The 25,751-nt window shown below is 60.1% G+C and carries 25 protein-coding genes, 1 pseudogene and 1 riboswitch; of the genes and pseudogenes, 9 read left to right on the forward strand and 17 right to left on the reverse strand.

Going from position 1 to position 25,751, the window contains the following annotated elements; translation table 11 throughout:
- Window positions 1-13: 13 nt before the first annotated feature.
- The 10 genes and pseudogenes from EJA70_RS03660 to EJA70_RS03700 all read right to left on the reverse strand — a co-directional run bounded on the left by EJA70_RS03660 (window position 14) and on the right by EJA70_RS03700 (window position 10,288).
- Window positions 14-1,207, reverse strand: a complete 1,194-nt coding sequence (locus tag EJA70_RS03660) for a GAF domain-containing sensor histidine kinase (RefSeq protein WP_158829700.1) — start codon at window positions 1,205-1,207, stop codon at window positions 14-16.
- 71 nt (window positions 1,208-1,278) lie between these two features.
- Window positions 1,279-3,456 carry a TonB-dependent siderophore receptor gene (locus EJA70_RS03665; RefSeq protein WP_158829702.1) on the reverse strand — a complete coding sequence of 726 codons (2,178 nt, stop codon included), beginning with the start codon at window positions 3,454-3,456 and terminating at the stop codon, window positions 1,279-1,281.
- A gap of 273 nt (window positions 3,457-3,729) precedes the next feature.
- Window positions 3,730-4,569 (reverse strand): glutathione-dependent disulfide-bond oxidoreductase, encoded by an 840-nt coding sequence (gene yghU, locus EJA70_RS03670; RefSeq protein ID WP_158829704.1) that lies wholly within the window; start codon window positions 4,567-4,569, stop codon window positions 3,730-3,732.
- An 81-nt stretch (window positions 4,570-4,650) separates the two neighbouring features.
- Window positions 4,651-5,100: a hypothetical protein gene (locus tag EJA70_RS03675; protein WP_158829706.1), complete on the reverse strand. Its 450-nt coding sequence runs from the start codon at window positions 5,098-5,100 to the stop codon at window positions 4,651-4,653.
- Between the two features lie 36 nt (window positions 5,101-5,136).
- Window positions 5,137-6,105: a LysR family transcriptional regulator gene (locus tag EJA70_RS03680; protein WP_201226161.1), complete on the reverse strand. Its 969-nt coding sequence runs from the start codon at window positions 6,103-6,105 to the stop codon at window positions 5,137-5,139.
- A gap of 145 nt (window positions 6,106-6,250) precedes the next feature.
- A complete protein-coding gene (locus EJA70_RS03685) occupies window positions 6,251-7,456 on the reverse strand; it encodes an FAD-dependent oxidoreductase (RefSeq protein ID WP_256677624.1) in 1,206 nt (401 codons plus the stop codon).
- Window positions 7,445-7,606 (reverse strand): annotated as a pseudogene (locus EJA70_RS31025) (rubredoxin); the annotation flags it as partial. The pseudogene EJA70_RS31025 and the gene EJA70_RS03685, both read right to left, overlap by 12 nt.
- A gap of 38 nt (window positions 7,607-7,644) precedes the next feature.
- A complete protein-coding gene (locus EJA70_RS03690; protein ID WP_158829712.1) occupies window positions 7,645-8,700 on the reverse strand; it encodes an aromatic ring-hydroxylating dioxygenase subunit alpha in 1,056 nt (351 codons plus the stop codon).
- A 220-nt stretch (window positions 8,701-8,920) separates the two neighbouring features.
- Window positions 8,921-9,328 (reverse strand): hypothetical protein, encoded by a 408-nt coding sequence (locus EJA70_RS03695; protein ID WP_256677621.1) that lies wholly within the window; start codon window positions 9,326-9,328, stop codon window positions 8,921-8,923.
- A 30-nt stretch (window positions 9,329-9,358) separates the two neighbouring features.
- Window positions 9,359-10,288 carry a LysR family transcriptional regulator gene (locus EJA70_RS03700; RefSeq protein WP_158829716.1) on the reverse strand — a complete coding sequence of 310 codons (930 nt, stop codon included), beginning with the start codon at window positions 10,286-10,288 and terminating at the stop codon, window positions 9,359-9,361.
- Between the two features lie 123 nt (window positions 10,289-10,411).
- Here EJA70_RS03700 and EJA70_RS03705 point away from each other — a divergent pair, with 123 nt between their 5' ends.
- Window positions 10,412-10,687, forward strand: a complete 276-nt coding sequence (locus EJA70_RS03705; RefSeq protein ID WP_158829718.1) for a DUF2798 domain-containing protein — start codon at window positions 10,412-10,414, stop codon at window positions 10,685-10,687.
- Between the two features lie 4 nt (window positions 10,688-10,691).
- Here the strand turns inward: EJA70_RS03705 and EJA70_RS03710 are convergent, their stop codons facing one another.
- Window positions 10,692-11,210: a cupin gene (locus EJA70_RS03710; RefSeq protein WP_158829720.1), complete on the reverse strand. Its 519-nt coding sequence runs from the start codon at window positions 11,208-11,210 to the stop codon at window positions 10,692-10,694.
- A gap of 300 nt (window positions 11,211-11,510) precedes the next feature.
- Here EJA70_RS03710 and EJA70_RS03715 point away from each other — a divergent pair, with 300 nt between their 5' ends.
- The gene (locus tag EJA70_RS03715; protein WP_158829722.1) at window positions 11,511-13,298 is read left to right on the forward strand and encodes a thiamine pyrophosphate-requiring protein; all 1,788 of its coding nucleotides are present in this window, start codon (window positions 11,511-11,513) and stop codon (window positions 13,296-13,298) included.
- 146 nt (window positions 13,299-13,444) lie between these two features.
- Entirely contained in the window at window positions 13,445-14,194 is a 750-nt protein-coding gene (locus EJA70_RS03720; RefSeq protein WP_158829724.1) for a DUF72 domain-containing protein, read from the forward strand.
- On the opposite strand, the gene EJA70_RS03725 is transcribed toward EJA70_RS03720, so the two are convergent.
- The 4 genes from EJA70_RS03725 to EJA70_RS03740 all read right to left on the reverse strand — a co-directional run bounded on the left by EJA70_RS03725 (window position 14,154) and on the right by EJA70_RS03740 (window position 18,055).
- The gene (locus tag EJA70_RS03725) at window positions 14,154-14,990 is read right to left on the reverse strand and encodes an SDR family oxidoreductase (protein ID WP_158829725.1); all 837 of its coding nucleotides are present in this window, start codon (window positions 14,988-14,990) and stop codon (window positions 14,154-14,156) included. The genes EJA70_RS03720 and EJA70_RS03725 overlap by 41 nt on opposite strands.
- Before the next feature lie 106 nt (window positions 14,991-15,096).
- Entirely contained in the window at window positions 15,097-15,660 is a 564-nt protein-coding gene (gene mntP, locus EJA70_RS03730) for a manganese efflux pump MntP (protein WP_158829727.1), read from the reverse strand.
- A gap of 9 nt (window positions 15,661-15,669) precedes the next feature.
- Window positions 15,670-15,839: riboswitch (yybP-ykoY riboswitch) on the reverse strand.
- Between the two features lie 183 nt (window positions 15,840-16,022).
- Window positions 16,023-17,396: an ATP-binding protein gene (locus tag EJA70_RS03735; protein WP_158829729.1), complete on the reverse strand. Its 1,374-nt coding sequence runs from the start codon at window positions 17,394-17,396 to the stop codon at window positions 16,023-16,025.
- A complete protein-coding gene (locus EJA70_RS03740; RefSeq protein ID WP_158829731.1) occupies window positions 17,393-18,055 on the reverse strand; it encodes a response regulator in 663 nt (220 codons plus the stop codon). Before EJA70_RS03740 ends, EJA70_RS03735 begins: the two co-directional genes overlap by 4 nt.
- A gap of 169 nt (window positions 18,056-18,224) precedes the next feature.
- Here EJA70_RS03740 and EJA70_RS03745 point away from each other — a divergent pair, with 169 nt between their 5' ends.
- The 6 genes from EJA70_RS03745 (at window position 18,225) to EJA70_RS03770 (ending at window position 23,527) form a co-directional block, all read left to right on the forward strand.
- Window positions 18,225-18,491, forward strand: coding sequence for a PepSY domain-containing protein (locus EJA70_RS03745; RefSeq protein WP_007960465.1), 267 nt, complete (start codon window positions 18,225-18,227; stop codon window positions 18,489-18,491).
- Window positions 18,491-19,036: a cytochrome b/b6 domain-containing protein gene (locus EJA70_RS03750; protein ID WP_158829733.1), complete on the forward strand. Its 546-nt coding sequence runs from the start codon at window positions 18,491-18,493 to the stop codon at window positions 19,034-19,036. The genes EJA70_RS03745 and EJA70_RS03750 overlap by 1 nt, the downstream gene beginning before the upstream one ends.
- A 51-nt stretch (window positions 19,037-19,087) precedes the next feature.
- Window positions 19,088-20,383: an exo-alpha-sialidase gene (locus EJA70_RS03755; RefSeq protein ID WP_158829735.1), complete on the forward strand. Its 1,296-nt coding sequence runs from the start codon at window positions 19,088-19,090 to the stop codon at window positions 20,381-20,383.
- Entirely contained in the window at window positions 20,383-20,994 is a 612-nt protein-coding gene (locus tag EJA70_RS03760) for a hypothetical protein (RefSeq protein ID WP_158829737.1), read from the forward strand. The genes EJA70_RS03755 and EJA70_RS03760 overlap by 1 nt, the downstream gene beginning before the upstream one ends.
- 22 nt (window positions 20,995-21,016) lie before the next feature.
- A complete protein-coding gene (locus tag EJA70_RS03765; protein ID WP_158829739.1) occupies window positions 21,017-23,044 on the forward strand; it encodes an LTA synthase family protein in 2,028 nt (675 codons plus the stop codon).
- 69 nt (window positions 23,045-23,113) lie between these two features.
- The gene (locus tag EJA70_RS03770; RefSeq protein WP_158829741.1) at window positions 23,114-23,527 is read left to right on the forward strand and encodes a DUF1801 domain-containing protein; all 414 of its coding nucleotides are present in this window, start codon (window positions 23,114-23,116) and stop codon (window positions 23,525-23,527) included.
- A 119-nt stretch (window positions 23,528-23,646) separates the two neighbouring features.
- Here the strand turns inward: EJA70_RS03770 and EJA70_RS03775 are convergent, their stop codons facing one another.
- Window positions 23,647-23,865 (reverse strand): hypothetical protein, encoded by a 219-nt coding sequence (locus tag EJA70_RS03775; RefSeq protein ID WP_158829743.1) that lies wholly within the window; start codon window positions 23,863-23,865, stop codon window positions 23,647-23,649.
- Window positions 23,866-24,038: 173 nt separating this feature from the next.
- Window positions 24,039-25,718, reverse strand: coding sequence for an MFS transporter (locus tag EJA70_RS03780; protein ID WP_158829745.1), 1,680 nt, complete (start codon window positions 25,716-25,718; stop codon window positions 24,039-24,041).
- Window positions 25,719-25,751 lie beyond the last annotated feature (33 nt).

Raw genomic sequence — 25,751 nt, forward strand, 5'->3', positions numbered from 1 at the left:
CGTCAGCGCCAACTCATACCCACTTGAACTGCGCCGGGAACCGCGCGACAAAGCAGGTTCCCGATTCAGCGGTTGAGGTGACGCTCAACGTGCCGTTGTGCGCCGCCGCAATCTGCGCGGCGATATAAAGCCCCAGTCCCAATCCCTCGTTACGCTGCCCGGCTTCGGACCGGGAAAACGGTTCGAACAGCAGTGGCATTAATTGCGCTGAAATCGGTGTGCCTTGATTGGTCAGCGAAATCACGATTTCGTCGTTCTCAGCGAAAGCGTTGAGGATGATCGGCGCGCTGGTCGAGCCATGGGTGGCCGCGTTGCCCAGCAGATTGGACAGCAACTGGCTGATGCGCAGCGCATCGCAATAGACGCCGCTCGGCACGTTCAGCGAGTGCGTGAACGTCGCTCGCGGGTGCGAAATCTGCACCTCTTCAAGGGTTTGCTGCAGCGTCTGCTGCAGGTCATCCACCAGTTTGCGCCGGACCGGAATCCCGTCGCCCAGGCGTCCACGGGCAAAGTCGAGGATGTTTTCGATCAATACGCCCATGCGCACCGAGCTTTTGCGGATCGCCGACAGCAGATTGAGCGAGCGTTTCTCTTCGGTCCTGGTTTCCAGCAGATCGGCGCTCATGCGAATCGCGCTCAACGGTGTACGCAGGTCATGCCCGAGGACCGCGATGAACTGTTCGCGCAGCCGGCCCAGCTCATTGGCATTGCTCAGTTCGGCTTTGGTCGCTTCGAGATGACTTTGCGTGTCGAGGCTCATCGCAATCAGTTGGGCGAACAGGGTCAGGGTTTTCGCGATGGCCGGCTCGTCGAGGTTCGCCGGGATTGAGTCGATGGCGCACAGCGTGCCGAAAAAGTCGCCATTGGCTTTGACGATGGGAATGGAGATGTAGCTTTCCAGGCCATAGGTTTTCGGCGTGTGGTGCAGCGAAAAAATCGGGTGGGTGCTGGCATGGCCGAAGATGACCGGCTGCTGGTGTTGGCGGATTTCATGGCAGATGGTCGATTCGAGCACCAATTCGCCACCGGGCTTGAGCCCGAAATCGATCGAGTCGTCGACCGCGCAGGCCACCCAGTTTTTCTCGGTGACCCGCGCCACCGCTGCAAAGCGCATGCCCGTGAGGTGCTTGACCATGCTCAGGATCACGGGCACCGAGTCAATGTTGCGGATGGCTTCAATGTCGGAGAAGAACGCTGGGTTGGTCATGGGCTGGCGCTTCGAGTGGGTATCGAGGCAGAGACTATCCCTTATTGCCAGCCATGACTAATGCGTCGGACTTAGAACTTGTATTTGGCCGTCAGCATGTAGCTGCGTGGATTGCCGTAGTTGTCGGTGGAGCCCCAGGTGGTGTTATAGCCAATGGAGGAGTAGTAGACGCGGTCGAAGATGTTGTTCGCGTTGACCTGCAGATCCAAGTGTTTGTTGACTTCATAACCGGCCATCAAGTCGGTGACGGCGTAGCTGCCCTGTTCGACGCGGTAGGTGCTGTTGGCGACCGGAACGTCGTTGTACAGGCGGCTCTGCCAGTAGACGTTGCCACCGATACGGAATTTCTCCAGTGGGCCTTGCAGGCGATACATCGTCGAAACCTTGAACAGGTGCTCGGGGATGTCGGTTTTGAAGCGCTGGTTATCGTTGTCGGGATTTTCATCCTTGATGTAATGCGCGCGGGTGAAGGTGTAGCCGGCGCCGACTTGCCAGTTTTCGGTCAGGGCACCTTGCAGTTCCATGTCCACGCCTTGGCTGCGCACCTTGCCGGAAGCCTGGTAGCAGGTCATGACCGGGCAACCGAGTTGGGTGGCGGCAAGGGCGGCGCGGTTGGTCTGGTCCATCTGGAACACGGCCAGACTGGCATTGAGCGCGCCATTGAAGTATTCGCCCTTGATGCCGACCTCGTAGTTCTCGCCGACGATCGGGTCGAGCACTTTGCCGGAGAGGTCTTTGGAGGTCTGCGGGGTGAAGATGTCGGTGTAGCTGGCGTATACCGAATGGTGATCGTCGAGCTTGTAGATCAGGCCGGAGTAGCGCGTCAGGTTGCGGGTGACCTTGTAGTCGCCATCGCCGGTGCGGTCATCGTAGTCGTACCAGTCCAGACGACCGCCGAGGATCAGCGTCAACGGATCGGCGAGGCTCAGGCGCGTGGTCAGGTAGACGGCATCTTGCGTGGTCACCGTGCGGGTTTTGCTGTCGCGCACGAAGTTCGGTTTTGGCGCGCCGATTGGCCATGCAGTGGTGTACGGGTCGTACTCTTTGGAGGTCGCGTCGTAGACACGGTCGCTGGCGCCGACGACCAGTTCGTGGGTGCGGCCGAAGGCTTCGAACGGGCCGCTGGCGAAGGCGTCGAACGCGGTCTGCTTGTCGGTGTTATGCGACTGATAGGCGGTGGTTTCCAGCGGGCCTTTGTAACGCGACAGGTAGGTGCCGGAGAACTCGCCATTGAGGGTCGAGGATGAGCCGGCCAGGTGCAGTTTCCAGTCGTTGTCGAAGCGATGTTCGATTTCACCGAACACGGTGTCGATCTGCAGCTTCTTGTTTTCCCAGTCGGTGCCCGGGTAGGTGGAGCGGGGCAGGTCAAGGTGGTGGCCGTCGGCCCCGAGCGGCAGGCCGCCCCAGAAATAGTTGGTCTGTTCGTTCTGGCGCGAGAAGCCCAGGGTGGCTGTGGTGCTGTCGCTCAGGTCGGCTTCACCGATGGCGTAGAACAGGCCGTGTTCGTTTTGTTCTTTGTCGCGGAAGCTGTCCGCGCCCTGATAGGAACTCACCACCCGGCCGCGCAGCGTACCGCTTTCATTGAGCGGGCTGGAGGCGTCGATTTCGCCACGGTAATCATCCCAGCTGCCAGCCGCGCCGGTCAGGGTCACTTGCTGATCGGCCGTCGGACGCTTGCGCACCATGTTGATCGCCGCCGAAGGGTTGCCGGCGCCTGTGACGAGGCCTGTTGCACCGCGCACGATTTCGACGCGGTCGAACATTGCCAGGTTCGGCTGCACGGCCATCGAGAATGGCGAGTAAGTGCTCGGCAGGCCGTCGTACATGATGGTGTCGATGTCGAAACCGCGGGAACTGTAAGTCTGTCGCCCCGGGCCGCTGGACTGATTGAGGAACAGACCCGGAGTGGCCTTCACCACGTCGTTGATGCTGGTCATGGCCTGATCGTCCATGCGCTGGCGGGTGACAACGGTCACCGCCTGCGGCGTTTCACGCATGGTCAGCGACAACTTGGTCGCCGTCTGCATCGGACCTGTGGTGTAGGAGTTCGTGCCTTCAGTGGTGCTGCCCATCTGCGTGGCGCCGATTTCGGTGGCACCGAGTTCCAGCGTGGTGGCCGGTGCAGGGTTTGCCGGCGTGGCGGGCGACGCATCATCGGCCATGACCGGTGCGATGCTGGCCATACAAATGGCGACGGCCAGGAGGTTGGGCGAAAGGTTGGAACGACGGTGAATGGTGTGAAACGACATCAATCTGCTTCCCCAGGTAATACCAAAACGAATCTGATGCAGGCGCATACAAGAAGTATTCGCATTAGAATGTCAGATTGAATTGCCTGAAGAAAGCCTCACGAGTCAGTTAGTTAACGAAATTTTCACATTTGCCGAATGGCAGCCTTGCACCACCACCGATCCCCTGTAGGAGCTGCCGCAGGCTGCGATCTTTTGATCTTCAGTTCAATTTTGGGAAAGCAAGATCAAAAGATCGCAGCCTGCGGCAGCTCCTACAGGGGGATGACGGGGTCAGTCGAGGTCTTGGGCCTGATGGCGCTCGGGCACTTGCGTGTCTTCATCGCCCCATGTGCGGTTGACGCGCATTCCGCGAATCACTGCAGGTCGATCGGCGATGACTTGTGCCCAGCGTTGCACATGGGTGTATTCCTGCGCGGACAAGAACTCCGCCGCCGAGTAAACGTTATTGCGCACCAGTTGCCCGTACCAGGCCCAGATCGCGATGTCGGCAATGGTGTAGCTGTCGCCGGCCAGATAAGGGCTCTCGGCCAGGCGTCGATCCAGCACATCCAGCTGCCGTTTGGTTTCCATGGTGAAACGGTTGATCGGGTACTCGAGTTTCTCCGGCGCATAAGCATAGAAATGCCCGAAGCCCCCGCCCAGATACGGCGCCGCGCCCATTTGCCAGAACAGCCAGTTCAGCGTTTCGGTGCGTCCCGCCAGGTCCTTGGGCAGCAAGGCGCCGAATTTCTCTGCCAGATACAGCAGAATCGAACCCGACTCGAACACCCGAATTGGCGGCTCGACACTACGATCCAGCAGCGCCGGAATCTTCGAATTCGGATTGATCTCGACAAACCCGCTGGAGAACTGATCGCCTTCACCAATGCGGATCAGCCACGCGTCGTACTCGGCGCCGGTGTGTCCCAGCGCCAGCAGTTCTTCGAGCAGAATCGTCACTTTCACGCCGTTGGGGGTTGCCAGCGAATACAGCTGCAGCGGATGTTTGCCCACTGGCAGCGCTTTGTCATGCGTCGGCCCGGCAATCGGGCGATTGATGCTGGCGAACTGGCCGCCGGATGGCGCTTCATTTTTCCAGACCTTGGGCGGTACGTAGGGCGCTTTGCTCATGTAGTGGGCCTCGTCGAATGCTGACGGATAAGAGACCGACACCGTATGAAAAATTCTCCTCGCGTGCCAGCGCGATCGACGTTATTTCACGTTGGCCTGGCGAATGTCCCCACAGAAAATGTCTACGCTGCCATCGGTCGCGGCCGTCCGCACGACCACGGAATGCTCGGCGGCGAGCAATGTCGACAAGGCCACCGGCGCACTTCGCGAAAATGCCCAGCCGCGTACAGGCTGACGTTCGGTGCTGACTTTATCGTTCATCGCATAAGCCACCGGCCCGGGTTGCGCGCAACTCCCTTGATTGACGAAGGCATACAGGCGCAAGGGCAGGGAGGCGCCACTGGGCGCACCGCTGATGAAGAAGCTGAAACCGGTGTCCTTGCCCCAGTCAGCGAGGCTGACGTTGCCAATCTGTCCGACATTCTGCCGGGTGGCGGTGAGCGTGACGTTCACGCCAGGGTTGGACGATGTGGCGCAGCCGAACAGGCCTGCTGCGATCAATAACGCCGTGAGTGGATATCTGGATTTCATTGCAGGCCTCCGGGTTGAAGAACAGCAATGAGTCAGTTAAGCAGATTGCCCGGAGGCTTCGCGCTGATTCACTGCCGTTGGCTCAGGTGCAATCGCCCTGGCCGCAGAGAGCACCACGCTGCGTAACCACTTCGAGGCCTGCGAACGATGTTTGCGCGCATGCCACAACTGGTAATAGCGCAGCGGTTGCGCAGGCACGGGGAAGGGCTCGATGCGCAGCGGCAACAAATCACTGTAGTGCTTGGCAAAAGAACGTGTGGTGGTGAAGAGCAGATTCGATTTCACCAGCACATACGGCGCGATGCAGAAGTACGGCAGCGTGGTGGTCACTCGCCGGGCCAGGCCGTTCCTGGCCAGTTCGGCGCCGATGGTGCCTTGGCCGGATGAGTTGTGGGTCATGACGGCCAAGTGGTCGGCGTCCATGTAAGCCTCGCGCGTCAGGCCACCGGGCGGGATCGGGTGTTCCTCGCGCAACAGACACACCAGATCATCGTCGCAGAGCATTTGCAGGTGCAGGTGCTCTGCCGGTGCTCGCCAATTGCCGATCACCAGATCGAGAAATCCATCCTCAAGTCCGCGCGAATAGCCGCCCTCGGCTTGTAAGTGCTTGAGCTCCAACGTGGCCAGCGGCGCCTGCGCGTTGAAACGTTCGATGATCGCCGGAACGAAAAACACACTCAGATAATCCGGCGTGCTGATGCGAAAAGTTTGCCGGGTAGTGGCAGGGTCGAACCGGTCGACCGGGTGCAGAATCTGTTCGATGCCATTCAGCGCCTGTGCAACGGGATCGATCAGGGTCAGCCCGTGGGTGGTCAGCACCATGCGGCTGCCGCTGCGCACCAACAGTTGATCACCGGTCAGCTCTCGCAGCCGGCGCAGGGCAACGCTGATCGCCGGTTGCGATTGGCCGAGCAACTCTGCCGTACGCGAAACGCTGCATTCAGTCAGCAAGGTGTATAGCGTGCGAATCAGTTGTGCATCGCAGTTGGGGACGGCGTTAGACACGGCAAGCTCTCTTCTTGGGCGGCCAACTGCAGATCGGTCCATGTCCCTGAGTGGCTGAGGGTGAAAAGCGTATCGCTATATAAATGACTATATAGCGATACGCCTGGAAGCGTCTATGCAAAGGCTCGGCCGTGAATAGAATGAGTCAGCGCCAGTCGGGCAGCGATTTCAGCAATTCGGCTTTTTCTTGCGTCGCCGCGCCCATCAGCACGAAGCCGAGCATGCGGCTCTGCGGATCATGGTAGAGCGATTTGACGTTGGCGATGCCTTTGTCGCAGCGCTCAGCCCACTCGGTCGACCACAGCCCGGCGCCGTCCAGCGGCGACGCTACGATTGTCGGCAGGACGCTGGTCTTGATCGTCACCGGCATTGCCGGATAGGCGACCGCTGTTGCCCGCCCTGCGAGGGTCTGGGCCAGAGCGCGGGCCTGCAACATGATCGGCATCACGTACGGCAAGACCAGATCGTGAACACGCGCGCAGTCGCCCAAGGCATAAACATTCGGCGTGCTGGTGCGCAGGCAGGCATCGGTAATGACGCCGTTGGCCACGGCAATGCCGGCAGCTCGCGCCAGATCGACGCGCGGCTCCAGACCGATTGCGCTGAGCACATGATCCACCGCAAGCACACGACCATCGGCTAGCTGTAACTCGAACCCGCTGTCGGCGCGGCGCACAGCCATCGGCGCATTGCCCAGTTCCAGGTGGACACCGATCGATTGCAGCGCGCTGGCCATGGCATCACCGGCCTCCACCGGCAATAGCCGGCTCAGCGGCCAGGTCGCGCGGTCGATAACCGAAACCTCATGCCCCGCATGGCGCAGATCATTGGCGAACTCGCAGCCGATCAAACCACCGCCCAAAATGGCGATGCGGCTTTCGACGCCGATCTGCTGACGGAAACGCCGGTAGTCTTCCAGATCGTTGACCGTAATGATCGCTGCCACGCCATCGCCTTGCAGCTCCGGGCGGCGAGCGTCAGCGCCCAGCGCCAGTACCAGCGAGCCATAGCGCAGCGGCTGGCCGTCGAGATAAATCACCTGCGCGTGGGTGTCGATACGCTCAATCGAGGTGCGCGTTTTGATCTGCGCCTGCAACTGCGCGGCCATCTGCTCAGCACTGGAGGTGACCAGTTGATCGGGCAAGCGCCCGGTCTGGTAGGCGTTGGAGAGCGCCGGTTTTGAATAGAACTCGCCGCCATCGCGGGTAACGATCAGGATCGGTGTCTCGGCGTTCAGTTTGCGCAGCTCGCGTGCCACGGTGTAGCCCGCCAGCCCTGAGCCGACAATGACGACCGGATCCGGTTGCGCGGCCGGGCGATTGGCCTCGGCCGAGGCCGGTATCCGGATCATGTCGAAGTCGGACTTGCCGACGCCGCATTCCGGACAGTACCAATCCTCAGGCACGTCCTCCCAACGTGTGCCCGCCACAATCCCGTCTTCCGGCAGGCCCGCCGCTTCATCGTAAATAAAACCGCACACCAGACATTCCCACTTGAACATTTTGCTCACTCCTATCGATGGGGGAAACAACGCGAGCCTCAGCTGGTGAACGCGCGTCCCAGGCCAAGGGCGCTCAAGGCGCGGCGATAGGCAGTGGAAGAGCGGTCGGCGGGAATATGGATTTCCAGCGACAGATCCAACGGCAGATCTTCCGGGCGACACAGTTCGACAATGTCGCGATCCTCTTCAAACACCTGCTGGTTGAACGCGTAGACATCCTCCAGCGGCATCTCCTGGTCGAAATTGCGTGTGATCGCGCAGAACATCCGCGTCTTGCGTGCCGAGATCGGGCTGGCGGCGTTGAGGATCACCAAACGGTGCTGCGGATCGGGAAAGTTCACGGTCAAGCGCGCGGTAAACGGTGCAAACACATCGAACGTGCGCTTCCACAAAAAATCTTCCGGGGCGCGGTGCTGCATGCTCTTGGGGAAGTTGCTGACATTGCTCACGTACTCGGCGTGGACGCCGTACGGCGTGACCTCGGCCTTGTACGTTGGCACCACCGGATTGTCGCGCTCGGCAAACGCTTCGTGGTGAATCCAGGCGAAGTGCGCCACATCGATAAAGCCCTCTACCTGACGCCCGGCCGAGGCAGCGATGTCGAGCGACGGCGGCAGAATTCGTTGGGATTCTTCGTCATGCCACGACGGCATTTCAGCGAAGGGAGCACTGCTGCCCGCCATCAAGACCCAGATCAAGCCGTAGTCTTCGCGGGTCGAATACATCTGGATGCGATGGCGCTCGGTGAGGTTGGCGTTCGGCTCCGAGGGAATGCGCGTGCAGCGGCCATCGGTGCCGAAATGCAGGCCGTGGTAAGGGCAAATAATGTTTTCGCCCTGTACCCAACCCTTGCTCAGCGGCGCCCCGCGATGGCTGCAAATATCACGGGCAGCATTGAGTTTTTCGCCGGTGCGATAAAGCACGATGGGCTCGTCGAGCAGCGTGACGGCAAACGGTTTATCGGCAACGTCTGCCGAGAAAGCGACGGGATGCCAATGGTGTTTGAGGATTTCACGATCGTGTTCAGTGAAGGTGCTGGACCTGGTGATCGGGTTCCAGGTGATGTCCTTGCAGGCGATGGCGGCCAGGGTCATGTTCAGTTCTCCTTAGGGTGGGATCGGCACTGAAGTGCAGTGCGTCCGCGAGCGATCCGAGGGCTGCTTGGTCAGCCGGACGGACAACGAGTGCGTGACCCATGCTAGGGACGCGAGCCCGTCGCGCCCATGTCGCGGAGAACATGTTGCTTATGTGCAATTTGATATGTCTGGGCCGGATGCCTGGATTTTACGGATGAAGCGTGTGTCCTGACTGGCATCAATCGACGCTGAGCGAATGTGGATCGAAGCTGGGATTGGTGATCTGGCTGATGTCAGATTGCGGCAGCCATTCGTGTGCATTCTTTGCGATCTCGCGCACCACCCATTGTTGCGGCCCCGACCAGGACAGTTCGAGGTGCGGGCCAGTCAATGCTCCGTTGTCGATCAGCAAACCGACCTCGTCGGCCGGCCCCGGACACATGCCGCCGACCGCGAAGGGCACCCGCTCAGCGATCAAGCGCTGGAGCATGCCGACCCGTTCAGTGTGGCAAGCGAAGGCAATGCGCAGCACGGCGGCATTCGTCAAAGTAAACACCAGATCGCCGGCATCAGCGCCAGACGAGTCAATCGAGGCCAGATGCAGCGGGGGGCGGCCTGAGCCCTTTACATAGCGTAATTCAGTCACGGCTTGTCTCTTCATGTGAGGTTCGCGGTTTCAGGCGTCTGTCATTGGCCAGCGCGTGGCCAGGTGCTGAGTCAGATAATCCAGAAAGGCTTTGACCTTCGGCGTCAGTGCCGCGCGTTCCTGCACGCAAGCGTAGATCTCCATCGGTTCGACAACCGCTTGGGCCGTGCCTGCGTGCTGTTCAAACAGCGGCAGCAATTGACCGCTGGCGAGAAAAGGCGCGGCGACGAACTCTGCGAGACGGGTGATGCCGGCGCCGTTGATTGCCATTTGCGCCAGCGCGTCAATGTCATCGCTGATGGCCGTTGCATTGACCGGTGCGTCGTAGCGCTGCCCGTCGCGGATAAAACTCCAGCGCAGAAAGCGTCCATCCAGAGGGTATCGAAACGCCAGACAGGCATGGTTTTGCAGGTCGTCAGGCGACTGCGGCCGGCCCGCGCGTTGCAGATAGGCGGACGAGGCGCAAAGGACGAAGGGCAGCGAAACGATCCGGCGCGCAACGATGCCGTCTTCCAGTTGCGGCTTGATTCGCAGGCTCAGGTCGATGCCGTCCTGGATGTGACTGATCTTGCCGTCGGTGGTGGAGAGTTCAAGCAACAGGCGCGGGTGCTGCGCCGAAAAACCGGCGATCAGCGGCGCCAATACATGTCGCCCGAAAGCGGAGGTAGAGGCGATGCACAGGCGACCTTGCAACTCGCTATCGTCGTCGCTGATCAAGCTTTGAGCCGACTCCAGATCTGCTGCAATGCGTTTGACCTTCTCGTAATACACCCTGCCATTTTCGGTGAGCGCCATGCTGCGCGTAGTGCGTTGCAACAGACGCACGCCAAGATGCATTTCCAGGCGACTGAGGGTCTGGCTGACAGCGGCGGCGCTGACGCCCAGCGTCTTGGCCGCACCGACAATCGAGCCGGATTCGACCACTTTTATAAAACTGGCAATCGCCGCTAACAGATTCATCCGTGGCCTGCGAGAAGGACTGATTCGTAAGTTGTGCTTTATAAAGCACCTGCGTTTGGCCGTCTAGTTGGCCCTATTGGGCTTTGTTAAGGTGCCGGCTCCCTGTCAATGGATGGAAAAGCCATGAATCAAAGAACAAATCCCGCCGCCACTTATGTCAGCCGTCGCAAACTGTCGCCGCGCGCCACACCGTATGTATTTGCCCTGTACATGGCGACGATCATGGCATTTTTGATGTCGCTGGTGATCACGGCGGCCAATTCAGGGATTGATAACGAATACCTGCGCAATGTGCTGAACGCTTACAAACTGGCCATGCCGATTGCCTTTCTGTGCATTCTCGTCGTGCGGCCCATCGTGATCAAACTGGTCGCATGGACCGTACATCCGCATCGCTGAAAGCCTATTTGAGCCAATACTGTTTCACTGCACCGTATGCGCCTTGCACCGGATCCCGCTCGGGAAACGGCAGCTTATCGATACTCTCCAATTGCTCCTTGCTCGGCGCTTCGCGGCAAATATCGCCGTGCTGCCCCGGCGGGTAGGCGCCAACCACCAGAAAGTCCGCGCTGGAGCCGAGATTGCAGTGGCCGGTGCCGGCGGGCAGCAGCAACACATCGCCGGCGCTGACGTCCAGCACATGCCCTTGCGGGCCACCGAGCATTAGCCGCGCATGGCCCACGGCGACCCCCAGTACTTCGTGGCCTTCGGTGTGATAGTGATGGAAATCGTAAATTCCGTAGCGCCATTGGCTGGGCCAGCCGTTGGCGTCGAAGGTGTGCTCGAACAGAGCCGCCGGCTCGTCCCCTTCGATGGCAATCGCCTTGGGATAAATCAATACCGGCAAACGCTGGTTATTGGGCACCCAGTCGTTGCACTCAAGCCGCAAGGCTTGCACCAACACCGCACGTGCTTCTGTCATTCGTCACCCCTCCAATCTGCATTGATCGGTGGACAGCGAAGGAGGGCGTGCGCCTCAGAAAAACTCGTCGAGCAACTGATAAAAGGCGATCCGGCGCTTGTTTGCTTCTCGGTAACGGGTGTTGCCGGCAAGTGTGGCGAGGGAGCTTGCTCCCGCTGGGGCGCAAAGCGGCCGCATCTTATGCCAGCACCGCGCAAATCAATCGAAACTTCGCCGTCAGCGCGGCTGTCCAGACCTTACACCTCCCGGTCAATGTTCTGCCGGGAACGCTCCATGCATTGGTGAAGGATGAGGATCGAAATGACGATGACAGTGGGAGATTTTCTGGTTGAGCGGCTCAGTGAATGGGGCGTTACGCGGATTTTTGGCTATCCGGGCGATGGCATCAACGGCGTGTTCGGCGCGCTCAGTCGGGCCAAGGGCAAGATCGAATTCGTCCAGGCGCGCCATGAGGAAATGGCCGCATTCATGGCCTCGGCCCATGCCAAGTTCACGGGGGAGTTGGGCGTCTGCATCGCCACCTCAGGCCCTGGTGCGTCGCACTTGATCACCGGGCTCTACGACGCGCGAATGGATCACATGCCGGTGCTGGCCATTGTCGGTCAGCAGGCGCGCACTGCGTTGGGCAGTCATTACCAACAAGAGCTTGATCTGGTCTCGATGTTCAAGGACGTCGCTGGCGCCTTTGTGCAGCAGGCTTCAGTGCCGTCGCAAGTGCGCCATCTCCTCGACCGCGCAGTCCGTACGGCCGTTGGCGAGCGCCGCGTGACGGCGATCATTCTGCCCAACGATTTGCAGGATCTGCCTTACGAAGCGCCGGCCCGCGCCCATGGCACGGCGCACTCCGGGGTCGGTTACACGAAACCGAAAGTGTTGCCCTACGAAGCGGATCTGCAACGTGCCGCCGACGTTTTGAACGCCGGTGAAAAGGTCGCCATTCTGGTTGGTGCCGGCGCCTTGCAGGCGACCGATCAAGTGATTGCGGTGGCGGAAAAGCTCGGTGCCGGGGTCGCCAAAGCACTGCTGGGGAAAGCTGCGTTACCCGACGATCTACCGTGGGTCACTGGCAGCATCGGCCTGCTCGGCACCGAGCCCAGCTACAAATTGATGAACGAATGCGACACCTTGCTGATGATCGGTTCGGGGTTCCCGTACGCCGAATTTCTACCCAAGGAAGGCCACGCCCGTGGTGTGCAGATCGATTTGCAGCCCGACATGCTCAGCTTGCGCTATCCGATGGAGGTCAATCTGGTCGGGGATTCGGCGGAAACCCTGGCGGCGTTGTTGCCGCTGCTGGAGCAGAAGACCTCAGGCAAATGGCGCAAGAAGGTCGAAGGCTGGCGCGGCACCTGGGAGAAAACCCTGGAAAAACGCGCAATGGCCAAAGCCGACCCGATCAATCCGCAAAGGGTGGTGTATGAGCTGTCGCCACGCCTGCCGGAGCAGGCGATCATCACCAGCGACTCGGGTTCCTGTGCCAACTGGTACGCCCGCGACCTGAAGATCCGCCGAGGCATGCAGTGCTCACTGTCCGGTGGACTGGCCTCGATGGGCGCGGCGGTGCCTTATGCGATTGCTGCAAAATTCGCTTATCCCGAGCGCTCGGTCATCGCCTTGGTGGGCGACGGCGCGATGCAGATGAACAACATGGCCGAGCTGATCACCGTGGCCAAATATTGGCGGCAGTGGGCGAGCCCGAAATGGATCTGTGCGGTGTTCAACAACGAAGACCTCAATCAGGTCACGTGGGAGCAACGTGTGATGGAGGGCGATCCGAAATTCGAGGCTTCGCAGAGCATTCCGGACGTGCCTTACCACCTGTTTGCGATTTCCATCGGCCTGAAAGGTATTTTCGTCGATCGCGAAGAAGACGTTGCCGGCGCCTGGGAGCAGGCTCTGGCGTCGGATGTGCCGGTGGTGATCGAGTTCAAAACCGACCCGAACGTGCCGCCGCTGCCGCCGCACATCAAGCTTGAGCAAGCGAAGAAACTCGCCACGACGCTGCTCAAGGGCGATCCGGACGAAGCGGGCATTATCGTGCAAGCCGCCAAGCAGGTGCTGAGCTCAGTCCTGCCAGGCAAAAAATAACCCGATTCCGCACTAAACGGAGACCCCTCCAGGAGTTGCCGCAGGCTGCGATCTTTTGACTTGTTTTTTAAAACCGGAAGCAAAAGATCCGCCGATCGCGGCCCTGGCCTTGGGCAACGCTTGCAGGTGGCTTTTGGAGGTGGGTTTTGATTTTTATTGGCTGTGCCGGATGGAGTCTCGGGCGAGAATATTGGCCAGTGTTTCCGCTTGAAGGCACGCACTTGCAACGCTACGCAGCACGCTTAGACGGCGTGGAAATCAACAGTTCGTTCTATCGTCCGCACCGTCGACAGACTTACGAGCGTTGGGCCGATTCGGTTCCAGAGACGTTTCGGTTTTCGGTAAAGGTGCCCAGGCACATCACCCATGAACGGCGGTTGGTAGATTGTGAAGCCGCGCTGGAGGCGTTTTTCGCGCAATGCGGCGGATTGGGTCAGCGCTTGGGGTGCCTGCTGGTGCAACTGCCACCTTCACTGGCGTTCGACGCGTCAATTGCCCAAGGCTTTTTCAAGGCGTTGCGTCAACGTTTCAACGGCGCCGTTGTGCTGGAGCCCCGGCATGAATCGTGGGTGAATGCCGGGCCATTACTCGTCACTTTCCAAATCGCCCAGGCAGTCGTCAATCCGTCACGCATCAGCAATGATGCAACTGCGGGTGGCTGGGCTGGTTTGCGCTATTGGCGACTGCACGGCTCACCGCGCATTTACCACAGCGCCTACGATTTGCCCTTTCTGCAAACACTGGCGCAAGCCTTGCAAACCGCGGTGGCGGCGGGCGCCACCATCTGGTGCATTTTCGACAACACTGCCAGCGGCGCAGCGCTCGGAAACGCCTTGACGCTGGTTCACGAGAGCATCATTGCGGCGCCAGATCACCGTACCAATAGGCCGCGGTAACGCCGCCATCCATCAAAAAGTCGCTGCCGGTAATGAACGTACCATCAGGTCCCATGAGCAGCGCGCCAACGGCACCGACTTCATCAGGCGTACCGCCGCGCCCGGCCGGGCTCAGTTCGATCATGCGGCGGTAACCCGCACCGCGGGGGCCATTCAATTCGTCGCGCGCCAGTGGCGTGAAGATAATCCCCGGACTGATCGTGTTGACCCGCGCACCGCGTTTGCCCCAGCGCACCGCTTCGGCCATCACGCGCAATGAATTGCCGCGTTTGGAGATTTGATAGGCGTGCAGGGGATCAATGATCTGATCGGCCTGAAGCATCGGCAGAGCCAACAGATCGTCCGCAGGAGTCGTCGCCAGCGCCTTGTTTTGCTCGGCACTCAAGGCCGGCAAACGGTGCCCGGATTGCGAGGCGATGACGATCGCGCTGCCGCCCGGGGCAATCACGTTGCCAAACGCTTCGAGGACTACGGCGGTGCCATACAGATCAACGCGAAGAATAGTTGCCACAGGCGCTTGCGAAGGTGAAACACCAGCGGCGTGAATGACCCCGGTGACTGGGCCCAGTGCAGTGGCGGTGCGCACCAGCGCCTCGATCGATTCGCGCGAAGCCACGTCGACCACAGCGGTCGTGACGGCGAACCCGGCGTCGAGCAGGACGCGGGCAGCGGCATCGGCATTTTCTTGCTTCAAGTCCGCCACTACGACGTGTTTGCCAACGCTGACTCTGCGAGCGATGGCTTGACCGATCGAGCCGGCACCGATGACGACAATAACCTCGGACGGGGTAGGCATGGCGTCTCTCCTCTAGTGAATGCAGCACCTTATATGGCGGCTATCCGCTCAACAATAGAGTTGGCGCTGCATAAACCCATGAGGAGAGCTCATCAATAGCGTCGGATCAAACTGACAGGTGCTCATACAAAATCGTCGTACCAACAATCATCAGCACCACACCACCAACGATTTCGGCGCGTTTGCCGACCACCGCACCCAGCACCCGACCGAGCATCACGCCAATGGTCACCATGGTCATGGTTGCCAGACCGATCGCGGCCGCTGCCACCCAGATGTTCACGTCGACAAACGCCAGGCCGACGCCGACTGCCAGCGCATCGATGCTGGTGGCGAACGCGGTCACCGCGAGGATCAGGAAGGAATGTTGCCCCGGTTTTTCCTCTGCTTCGTCTTCGTGTTTGAGGCCGTTGTAAATCATGTGCAAGCCGAGAATCAGCAGCAGGGTGAAGGCGATCCAGTGGTCCCATTCGGACACCCAGCGAGTGGCAGCCTGGCCGATCAACCAGCCGATGATCGGGGTGATGGCTTCGATCACACCGAAGATCAGACCCGTGCGCAGGGCTTCGGTCAGGCGCGGTTTGTGCAGGCTGGAACCTTTGCCGATGGCGGCTGCAAACGCATCCGTGGACATGGCCAGCGCGAGGAAGATGAGGGAAACGGGATTCACGGTGGTGTACTTCCAGTCGGGCTATGAGTCAACGACACAACCACACGCCCGACTTTAGGCATGGATGTGTCGTCGGTCTCACCAACCAAAAGGTGTTCGCACCACGGCATGTTGCCGAGAATGTTGATACGAACGCTTCCGAAAGGCTCGGAAACAGGCTACTCCCCAACGAGGGTGCGGATCTTATGCGGGCAAACATGAAAATTTTGTCAAAAGCGCAGAGAAATGTCGGCGTTCTGATGCTGCTTTTGCAGTGGGGAATTGCTTTTGTGGTGCTTTGAACATGCTCCCCTCAATCCCTGAGATCCGGGGCCTTTCCACAAGCCACGTCCTTTCGGCACACAAAGTATGTTCTGTGATGGTCAGCGTTGCGCCTGATTGATCCGCAGTTCAGCGCACAAGCCACCCTGCGGCCGGTTGTACAGCTGCAGGGTGCTGCCGATCTTGCTGACGATCATTTGCACAATCGCCAGGCCCAGTCCGGCGCCATTGGCGTGGCCCTGGCTGTAGAAACGTTCGAACAGTCGCGCGTAATCAGTTTCGTTGATGCCCGGGCCGGCATCCTCGACGCTGATGTACACCGAGCCATCACTTTGCGGTTGCACCTGAACGCGCACTTCGCTGCCGGGCGGGGCGAAGTTCAGTGCGTTGGTCACCAGGTTCTGCAGGGCGATGGCCAGTGCCACCGGGTCGGTTTCGACCGGGCAGTGGTGGTCGCTGTCGAGGATCAGTTCGATGTCTTTTGCCATGGCCAGCGGCGCCAGCTCGGCGAGTTCTTCACGCACCAGTGCGGTCAGTTCCACCGGACTTCGCTGTGGGTTGGCCAGGCGCGGTTCAATTCGCGCCATGGTCAGCAACTGGCTGGCAATGCGTGTGGCGCGATCCACCGCGCTGAGCAGAAACTCCAGGGCTTCGTCGCGCTGTTGCGCGGTACTGGCCAGTTGCGCGTTTTGCGCATGGATGCGCAGAATCGCCAGCGGCGTGCGCAATTCATGGGCCGCGTCGGCGATGAAGCGCCGTTCCCGCGCGAGCAAATTGTCGATCTGCTGCAAAAGTCGATTGAGCGCCGTCTGCATCGGTTCGAGGTCGTGGGGCAGGGGGCTGAGATTGAGTGGCTTCAGCGTTTCGGTGGTGCGTCCACGGATCGATTGCGCCATCGCGCGCAGCGGTTGCAGGCCCCAACCGATGGTCAGCCAGATCAGTGCCGCGAGCGCCGGCACCCCGATCAGACTCGGCCACAACGTATGGCCAACGATGCGTTGGATCAGATCCTGACGAATGTCGTCACGCTCACCGACCCAGATCAGCAATCCCTGTTGCGGATCCTTGAGCAGAAAGGCACACCAGTCGCGACCGTTCTCGAGAATATCGTGAGAGCCCACGGTGGTCGGCGGCGCCGCAAGCTCCGGCGCTTCGGCGGAACGCATCAGCAATTGGCCGTCGCTGCGCCAGACCTGAAACGTCAGACGGGTCTCATAGGGATGCGCTGCCTCGCCATCGCCCACCCGGCTCATCGCTTGGTCGAAGGCCTGATGAAGCCGTTGCCAGTCGTCGTCGCCGGGCGCACGTTGCGCCAGCACGCCTTGCAGCAGGCGTGCGCTTTGCGCCAATTGCGCGTCGTAAACCTCTTCGATTTCATGGTGGCTGTCGCGCAGCACCAGCCAACTGATCAGCACATCACCCAGCAACACCAGCATCAGCACCGGCAGCAGAATCCGTGTCCGTATCGAGTTCATGGCTTGAGCTCCAGCACGTAGCCGACGCCGCGCACGGTGCGGATCAACTCGCCCGAGAGTTTTTTGCGCAAGTTGTGAATCAGCACTTCAAGGGTGTTGCTTTCGACCCGCTCCTGCCAGCCATACAACGCCCGGGACAAGCGTTCGCGGGTCACCACTTTGCCGGGGCGCGCCATCAACTGATGGAGCAACTGATACTCCATCGGCGTCACCACCACATCACTGCCTTGCCAGGTCACTTGCTGGCTGACCGGATCGAGGCTCACCCCCGCATGCTCCAGCACCGGTTGCGCGCGACCCTGACTGCGTCGCAGCAAGGCGCGGATGCGTGCCTTCAGCTCATCGACATCGAAGGGTTTGATCAGGTAATCGTCGGCGCCGGCATCGAGCCCCGCGATGCGCTCGGCAGTGCCGTCGCGAGCGGTGAGGATCAGCACCGGCAAGTCATGTTGCTCGCCGCGCAATTGCTGCAACAGCGCCAGACCGTCGAGGCGTGGCAGGCCAAGATCGAGTAGCAGCAGATCAAAGCTTTCCGTGCGCAACGCATGCAAGGCGCTGACTCCGTCCTGCAACCAGTCGAGGGCATAACCTTCGCTGCTCAGCGCAACGCGGATGCCTTGTCCGAGGGCACGATCATCTTCGACCAGAAGCAGGCGCATGGAAGTTCTCTAGAGGTAATAAGGGGGTTGGTCGGCGGCATGATGCCGTTGCGCAGGCCGCCGTGGCAGCCCGCCCGACGGGAAAGATGTAACCACTCGTTGCCAACTAAGCTTTCGCTAAGGTTGCTTTTGCACAGTGGGGCCTTCCTCATCTAGCGAGAGTGTTTCCATGCGCAAACTGCTGCTGTTGTCCCTCATCGTTGCCAGCCCGCTGGCCGTCGCCGGTCCGCAATGCACTACCGCCGAGCGCTCGCAATGGCAAGACCAGAAAGCCTTTCAGGAACAACTGAAAGCCCAGGGTTACGAGATCAGCAAGTTCAAGGTCACTGACGGCAACTGCTATGAGATCTACGGTTTCGACAAGGACAAGCGCAAGGTCGAGATCTACCACGATCCGGTCAGCGGTAAAGCGGTGAAAACCGAGATCAAGGGCTGATGCCGAGCGCGTCCCTGCGCCTGTGGGACCCCGTGGTGCGACTGTTTCATCTGTCCATCGCGGGGGTTTTCGTTGCCAATTATTTTTTCAATGAGGCCGGCGACGACTGGCATGTCTGGCTCGGTTACTACGCCATGGGCTGGCTGCTGGTGCGCACGGTGTGGGGTTTCACAGGACCGCGCAGCGCGCGTTGGTCGGACTTCTGGCCGACGCCGAGCCGATTGTTGGCACATGCACGCTCACTGCTCGCCGGACGGCCAGAGCACCGCCTCGGCCACTCACCGATTGGCGCGCTGGTGATGATTCTGATGTTGCTGGCGTTGTTGACTGTGGGGCTAAGCGGTTGGGCCATGGAGGAGGTCGATGCCCTGTGGGGAGCCGATTGGCCGTTACAGGTGCACGAAACCGCTGCCGATGGCCTGTTGGTGCTGGTTTGCATCCATATCGCCGCTGCGCTGTTTGAAAGTTTTCAGGTTCGCGACAACTTGCCGTTGTCGATGCTCACGGGACGCCGTCGCCGATTACCGGACGATCCGACGCGCTGACAAGGATGTCTTGCCGTACGTCTTCCATCCTGTTTCTGTCACGAGCCCACTATGCGTGCGTTGTCCTTCCACTTGAAAATGATTCTCGGCAGCCTGACCGTGATCCTGGTTTTTCTGGCTGCGTGGCGCAGTCATCCCACCCACGTACTGTCACCGTTTGCGCTGTCGACACCAGCGGTCGACGCTGCGCTGCAAGCCCCCGGGCCGATGTACAGCAGCCGTTTCGTGTCCTCGGAACTGAACGATTTCGTCCACTCTTCATCGGTCACCTCGCTGCCCGGCGGTGACTTGATGGCGGTCTGGTTTGCCGGCTCGCGTGAGGGCGCCGCCGACGTCCAGATTCGCACCGCGCGCTACGATGCGAAAACTGCCGAGTGGGGCGCCGAGCAAGTGCTCGCGACCCGTGAATCGACGCGTGACGGCACCCGGCGGTACATCCGCAAACTCGGCAACCCGGTGATCGCCCTCGCGCCGGATCAGCGCTTGTGGATGTTCTACGTCTCGGTGTCCGTGGGCGGCTGGGCCACCAGTGCGATCAACGTGATGGTCTCCGATGACCTCGGCCGTAACTGGACGGCGCCTCGGCAACTGATCACCTCGCCATTCTTCAACATCAGCACGCTGGTACGCGCCGCGCCGGTGTTCCATGCCGACGGCTCGATCGGTTTGCCGGTTTACCACGAGTTCATGGGCAAGTTCGCCGAATACTTGTACCTGAGCGCCGACGGCGCGGTGGTCGACAAATTCCGTATCAGCCGGGGCAAGCACTCGTTGCAACCGACCATCGTGCCCCTCGACGGGCGTCGCGCGGTGGCGATGTTGCGTTATGCCGGTGACACTCACCATCGCGTGCTGGCCAGCCGCACCGAAGATGCCGGGCAAACCTGGAGCGAGCCGTACCCGCTGGAACCGGCCAACCCGAACTCATCGCTGGCGGCCGTCGGCACTCACGATAACGGTCTGCTGGTGGCGTTGAATGACCTGCAGGACGGTCGTTTCAAGCTCAGCCTGTACGGCACCGATGCCAACCTCAACGACTGGCGCAGCGTGATCGAACTCGATCAGTCGCCAGATCCGCTCGGCCAGCCGTTCGCGCCTGAGGCCTACAAGGCAATCATCAGTGAAGGCTTTCGCGCCTCCAGCGGTGCCCGGCGGTTACCGCTGGAACAGCGTTTTCTGAGCAACCTGGATTACCGCGTGTGCAAGCCGCAGGGTTGTGATTTCGAGTACGAATACCCGTACTTCAGCCGTGGCACGGACGGCCTCTATCACTTGGTGTATTCGTGGAATAACACCTTTATCAAACATGTCAGCTTCAATGAAGCCTGGCTGGAGGAGCGCCTGTGATGCTGATTCTCTGGCAAGCCCATTTGAGTTTCATCCTGCTCGGTTTCGTTGTACTGAGCGCATTTCACTTCACCCAACGCTGGCGCCCATGGCTGTTGCCAGTGTTGGCGCTGGTCAGTTTCATCCCGATCAGTGACCTGCCGCTGGCGGCGTATGTGCGCAGCTTTACCGATGATCTGGCGATCACCACGCTGGTCTTGCTCGGCTGGGTGAGCCTGCTGCGCTTGGGCGTGGTCCAGCCGTTGGCAACGCTGACGCGGGTTCAGGTGCTGGTGTTGTTTGTCGTCCTGGCGGCCATTCTGTACCCGGCGACGATGGGCCTGACCTATGCCGATCCTTACCGTTGGGGTTTCAATCCGCGGCCGATGATTGTCGGCATCGGTGTGTTGGCTTTGGCACTGTTGTGGCTGGGCAATACGTTGGCCGTCACTCTGTTGGCCCTCGGCACACTGGCCTTCGCGCTACGCCTCAAGGCGTCGGAAAACTACTGGGACTATCTGATCGATCCGCTGCTGGTGGGCTACTGCCTGGTGGCCGGCTGCTCGCTGTTGATCCAGGCCATCGGGCGCCGCCCACGGCGTACCCCGGTTGCCGCGACAGCTTCTATTTGAACGAATGACACAGGGGGCAACGATGGGTTGGTTGCAATCGCGACGTCTGCGCTATGGCGTGGGCGCGGCAGGTTTGGCGTTTTTGTTGTTTGCCACGCTCCGGCTGGTGTTCGTCCTCGGCTTTTCCGGCGTTGATCTCAATGAATTTGCCGACAACCCGCAATGGCTGCAGACCCTCGGCATCGGTTTGCGTTTCGACCTGCGTCTGGCGGTGTTGCTGATGTTGCCGTTGGCGGTGCTCGCATGGCTGCCGCGCTGGAACCTGACGCGGTTGCCGTGGCTACGCGGTGTCGCACGGTTGTATTGGCTGCTGACGTTGGGCGTGGTCGGTTTGATTTACATCATCGACTTTGGTCATTACGCCTACCTTGGGGTGCGGATCAACGCCACGGTGCTGCGATATCTGCAGGACGCGCAGATATCGCAGCAGATGGTCTGGGAAACCTATCCGGTGCTGTCGATTGCCCTCGGCTGGCTGGCAGTACTCGGTTTGTGGTTTTACGCATTTGTGCGCCTGGAGCGCTTGACCCTGACGCGTGAAGCCAAGGTGATCGGGCGCACTTCGCTTGCGCTCGGAAGCGGTTTCGGGATGGTGGCGGTGTTGCTCGCACTGCTCGGTCGAGTGGACAACCTCAACCTGGAAAACCCGGTGCCGCTGCGCTGGAGCGACGCGTTTTTTTCCGGTAACAGCCAGATCGCCGCCCTGGGCCTCAACCCCGTGCTGTTCCTTTATGACACGCTGAAGACCGGGCAAACGCAGTTCGATGAAGCCAAGGTGCGCGAGCATTACCCGGCGGTGGCGCGCTATCTGGGCGTCGATCAGCCAGATGCGCAGACCCTGACCTTCGACCGTCAGCAAGGCGTGCAGCCGTACCGGGTTGCCGGCACGCCGAACGTGATGTTCGTCATGCTCGAATCGCTCGGCACCAGTGCGGTGGGTGCTTACGGCAATCCGTTGAATCCGACTCCGAACCTTGATCGACTGGCCAGCGAGAGCTGGTTCTTCAAACACTTTTACGTCCCGGTGACCGGCACGGCAAAAACCGTCTGGGCGAGCATCACCGGCGTCCCCGACGTCACGCGTCAGGAAACCGCAACCCGCCATCCGCTGATCACCCGTCAGCACACGCTGATCAACGCGTTCAGCGATTATCAGAAGCTCTACATGATCGGCGGCAACGCCGGGTGGGCAAACATCAATGCGCTGATCCAGCAAAGCATCGATGGCGTGCGCCTGTATCAGGAAAGCGATTGGCGTTCGCCACTGGTGGACGTGTGGGGGATTTCCGATCTGGACCTGTTCAAGGAAAGCGACCATATCTTGCGGGACTTGCCCAAGGACCGGCCATTCTTTGCCTACGTGCAAACCTCGGGCAACCACCGGCCGTTCACCATCCCCAACGACAATGATGGTTTCCAGATCAGCAGTCTCACGCTGGAACAGGTGCAGGCTGCCGGATCTCGCAGTGTCGAGCAGTACAACGCCGTGCGCCTGCTGGACTTCAACATTGGCAAGCTGATGGAGATGGCCAAGGCCGGCGGTTATTACGACAACACGATTTTTGTGTTCTTCGGCGATCACAACACGCGCATCAGCCAGATCCCGCACATGCCGCCGGCCTTCGAACTGCTGGGCCTTGAAAGCAACCATGTGCCGATGTTGATTCACGCGCCGGGGTTGCTCAAACCTCGGGTGATTGATGAAGCCGTGGGCCTGGCGGATCTGCTGCCGACTGTCGCCGGGATGGCCGGCATAGCGTTTACCAACGGGGCAATGGGCCGTGACGTCCAGCAGCCGGCGCCGGAAGGTGAGCGTGTGGTGCCGCTGGTGTTGCGCGAAGGAACGTTCCCGCTGATCGGCGGCGTGACCGAGGATTATCTGCTGCAAATGCAACACGACGGCAGCGCGCCGACCTTGCACGATTTGCGCTCGTCAACGCCGCTGGACAACGTCGCCGAACAAAATCCGCAGGAATTTCAACGGCTGGTGGAGCTGACCCGAGGCTTGCATGAAAGTGCACGATTGATGTTGTACCGCAACGTGCGCTGAGGCCGGAAACTGGCGTGAGGAAAGTCTCGAGTCTAGAGTTCTTCCACGCGTATCCGCAGAGGACTTGTCATGAACAAGGACAAGCAGGAAGAGGGCACGGAGTCAGCATCGGCGCTGATCGATCAGCGCATCGAGGCGCTGGCTGACTGGCGCGGCGAAACGCTCGCGAAGATCCGTTTGATCATGCGCAAGGCTGATCCGGACGTGGTGGAAGAGTGGAAATGGCGTGTGCCGACGTGGTCGCACAGCGGGATTATCTGCACGGGTGAGAGTTACAAGTCAGTGGTGAAAATGACCTTTGCCAAGGGCGCGTCGCTGGCGGATCCGGCGGGATTGTTCAATGCAAGCCTTGAGGGCAATACGCGGCGGGCGATTGATGTGCATGAAGACGAGGTCATTGATGAAAATGCCTTGGTGGCATTGATTCGTGAAGCGGTGAAGCTGAATACGTCGAAGCCCTCTCCCAGAGGGAGAGGGGACTGACCGTGGTGTTCTTTCGGGGTACGCCGTCCTGAGATTTCGAGGAAAACCAAGGTTTTTAACTACACCCGCTCAGCTCATGGCTCCAGAGGGAGGGGGGAATCCAACAAACACCACAAATCTCAGTTGCCGTCTGCCACTTTGCGTTCGATCTCGTCGACCTTGCGCTGCAACGTTTCGGCATCCTGCTCTTTGACGCGGGTTGAGGTCGGCGTGATGACTTCGTCGACGGCTTTGGTGTCGTCATCGCGGTCCTCAAGATCACGCTCGACTACATTCACCGGTTTGCCGGAAGTATCGGTTGGCGGGGCATTCGGGTTTTTATCGTCATTGCTGTTCATGTCGTTGACCTCCAGGGTGTAACCATTGGAGGAGCGGGTTCACCGGACGTTCGATATTTCTGCCACCCCATACCCCCCCTGTAGGAGCTGCCGCAGGCTGCGATCTTTTGATCTTGTTTTTAAAGATCCAGATCAAAAGATCGCAGCCTGCGGCAGCTCCTACACGGGACGGGTCAGTCTTTGAGGATGTCGCGATCCTTGGTTTCCGGCAGGAAAAATATGCCGAGTACCGCGGTCATCACGGCGATCACGATCGGGTACCACAAGCCGTAATAGATGTCTCCGGTGGCGGCGACCATGGCGAACGCCACCGTCGGCAGGAACCCGCCAAACCAGCCGTTGCCGATGTGATACGGCAGCGACATCGAGGTGTAGCGGATGCGGGTCGGGAACAGTTCGACCAGCCATGCGGCAATCGGGCCGTACACCATGGTCACGTAGATCACCAGCACCGTCAGCAGGAGCAGCACCATCGGATAGTTGGTTTTCGCCGGATCGGCTTTCTCGGGATAACCGGCGTCCTTGAGCGCGCTGCCGAGGGTCGCGGTGAAGGCGTCGTTGCGGGTTTTGAAGTCCGCTGCCGGCAAAGCGCTGCCCTCGAAACTTTCGACGACTTTGTCACCAATGCGCACCTGGGCAACGGTGCCCGGCTCGGCGATCACGTTCTCATAAGGGATCGCCCGTTTCGCCAGCAGGGTCTTCGCCAGGTCACAGGAACTGGTGAATTTGGCCTTGCCCACCGGGTCGAACTGGAATGAGCACTGATCCGGGTTGGCGATGACTTTGACCGGATTTTTTTCCTGAGCGATGAACACATCGGGGTTGCCATACTGAGTCAGCGCATGAAAGATCGGGAAGTACGTCAGCGCCGCCAGTATGCAGCCGACCATGATGATCGGCTTGCGCCCGATGCGGTCGGAGAGGCTGCCGAAAATCACGAAAAACGGCGTACCGATCAGCAACGATCCGGCGATCAGCAAATTGGCGGTTTGCGGGTCGATCTTCAGCGTCTGCAACAGAAAGAACAGCGCGTAGAACTGCCCGGTGTACCAGACCACCGCTTGCCCGGCAGTGCCGCCGAGCAACGACATGATCACCACTTTAAGGTTGTCCCAGCGAGCAAAGGACTCGGTCAGCGGCGCCTTGGATGTCTTGCCTTCGGCCTTCATCTTCTGGAATGCCGGCGACTCGCTCAATTGCAGGCGGATGTACACCGAGACGATCAGCAGCAGAATCGACAACAGAAACGGAATCCGCCAGCCCCAGGCTTCGAACGCTTCGGTGCCCAGCGCCGTGCGGCAGGCAAGAATCACCAGCAGCGAGAGGAACAGGCCCAGGGTCGCAGTGGTTTGAATCCATGAGGTGAAAAAGCCGCGTCTATTGCGTGGCGCGTGTTCGGCCACGTAGGTTGCCGCGCCGCCGTACTCACCGCCTAACGCCAGGCCTTGCAGCAGGCGCAGGGTGATCAGAATGACTGGCGCGGCGACGCCAATGGTCGCGTAGCCCGGCAACAGGCCGACAATCGCGGTCGAGACCCCCATGATGACGATGGTGATCAGGAAGGTGTGCTTGCGCCCGATCATGTCGCCCAGCCGGCCGAACACAATCGCGCCGAACGGCCGCACCGCAAACCCGGCGGCGAAGGCGAGCAGGGCGAAGATAAACGCTGTGGTTTCGTTGACGCCGGCAAAGAAGTGCTTGGCGATGATCGCCGCCAGTGAGCCGTAGAGGTAAAAGTCGTACCACTCGAAAACCGTACCGAGGGACGAGGCGAAGATGACCTTGCGCTCCTCCTTGGTGATGCCGCCGCTATGCGGTGGACTGCCGGTAGACGCTGTGTCGATTGTAGCCATGGGTGTTCTCCGTCATGCTTATTGTTGAAGGCC

The organism is Pseudomonas sp. PB103 (assembly GCF_009764635.1).
GTDB lineage: Bacteria > Pseudomonadota > Gammaproteobacteria > Pseudomonadales > Pseudomonadaceae > Aquipseudomonas.

Excerpts from the sequence above, each read along its gene's own strand:
- EJA70_RS03660 (WP_158829700.1), bottom strand. The coding sequence starts at position 1,207 with ATGACCAACCCAGCGTTCTTCTCCGACATTGAAGCCATCCGCAACATT.
- EJA70_RS03665 (WP_158829702.1), bottom strand. The coding sequence starts at position 3,456 with ATGTCGTTTCACACCATTCACCGTCGTTCCAACCTTTCGCCCAACCTC.
- yghU (WP_158829704.1), bottom strand. The coding sequence starts at position 4,569 with ATGAGCAAAGCGCCCTACGTACCGCCCAAGGTCTGGAAAAATGAAGCG.
- EJA70_RS03675 (WP_158829706.1), bottom strand. The coding sequence starts at position 5,100 with ATGAAATCCAGATATCCACTCACGGCGTTATTGATCGCAGCAGGCCTG.
- EJA70_RS03685 (WP_256677624.1), bottom strand. The coding sequence starts at position 7,456 with ATGATCCGGATACCGGCCTCGGCCGAGGCCAATCGCCCGGCCGCGCAA.
- EJA70_RS03690 (WP_158829712.1), bottom strand. The coding sequence starts at position 8,700 with ATGACCCTGGCCGCCATCGCCTGCAAGGACATCACCTGGAACCCGATC.
- EJA70_RS03700 (WP_158829716.1), bottom strand. The coding sequence starts at position 10,288 with ATGAATCTGTTAGCGGCGATTGCCAGTTTTATAAAAGTGGTCGAATCC.
- EJA70_RS03705 (WP_158829718.1), top strand. The coding sequence starts at position 10,412 with ATGAATCAAAGAACAAATCCCGCCGCCACTTATGTCAGCCGTCGCAAA.
- EJA70_RS03710 (WP_158829720.1), bottom strand. The coding sequence starts at position 11,210 with ATGACAGAAGCACGTGCGGTGTTGGTGCAAGCCTTGCGGCTTGAGTGC.
- EJA70_RS03715 (WP_158829722.1), top strand. The coding sequence starts at position 11,511 with ATGACGATGACAGTGGGAGATTTTCTGGTTGAGCGGCTCAGTGAATGG.
- EJA70_RS03725 (WP_158829725.1), bottom strand. The coding sequence starts at position 14,990 with ATGCCTACCCCGTCCGAGGTTATTGTCGTCATCGGTGCCGGCTCGATC.
- EJA70_RS03735 (WP_158829729.1), bottom strand. The coding sequence starts at position 17,396 with ATGAACTCGATACGGACACGGATTCTGCTGCCGGTGCTGATGCTGGTG.
- EJA70_RS03740 (WP_158829731.1), bottom strand. The coding sequence starts at position 18,055 with ATGCGCCTGCTTCTGGTCGAAGATGATCGTGCCCTCGGACAAGGCATC.
- EJA70_RS03745 (WP_007960465.1), top strand. The coding sequence starts at position 18,225 with ATGCGCAAACTGCTGCTGTTGTCCCTCATCGTTGCCAGCCCGCTGGCC.
- EJA70_RS03750 (WP_158829733.1), top strand. The coding sequence starts at position 18,491 with ATGCCGAGCGCGTCCCTGCGCCTGTGGGACCCCGTGGTGCGACTGTTT.
- EJA70_RS03755 (WP_158829735.1), top strand. The coding sequence starts at position 19,088 with ATGCGTGCGTTGTCCTTCCACTTGAAAATGATTCTCGGCAGCCTGACC.
- EJA70_RS03760 (WP_158829737.1), top strand. The coding sequence starts at position 20,383 with ATGCTGATTCTCTGGCAAGCCCATTTGAGTTTCATCCTGCTCGGTTTC.
- EJA70_RS03765 (WP_158829739.1), top strand. The coding sequence starts at position 21,017 with ATGGGTTGGTTGCAATCGCGACGTCTGCGCTATGGCGTGGGCGCGGCA.
- EJA70_RS03770 (WP_158829741.1), top strand. The coding sequence starts at position 23,114 with ATGAACAAGGACAAGCAGGAAGAGGGCACGGAGTCAGCATCGGCGCTG.
- EJA70_RS03775 (WP_158829743.1), bottom strand. The coding sequence starts at position 23,865 with ATGAACAGCAATGACGATAAAAACCCGAATGCCCCGCCAACCGATACT.
- EJA70_RS03780 (WP_158829745.1), bottom strand. The coding sequence starts at position 25,718 with ATGGCTACAATCGACACAGCGTCTACCGGCAGTCCACCGCATAGCGGC.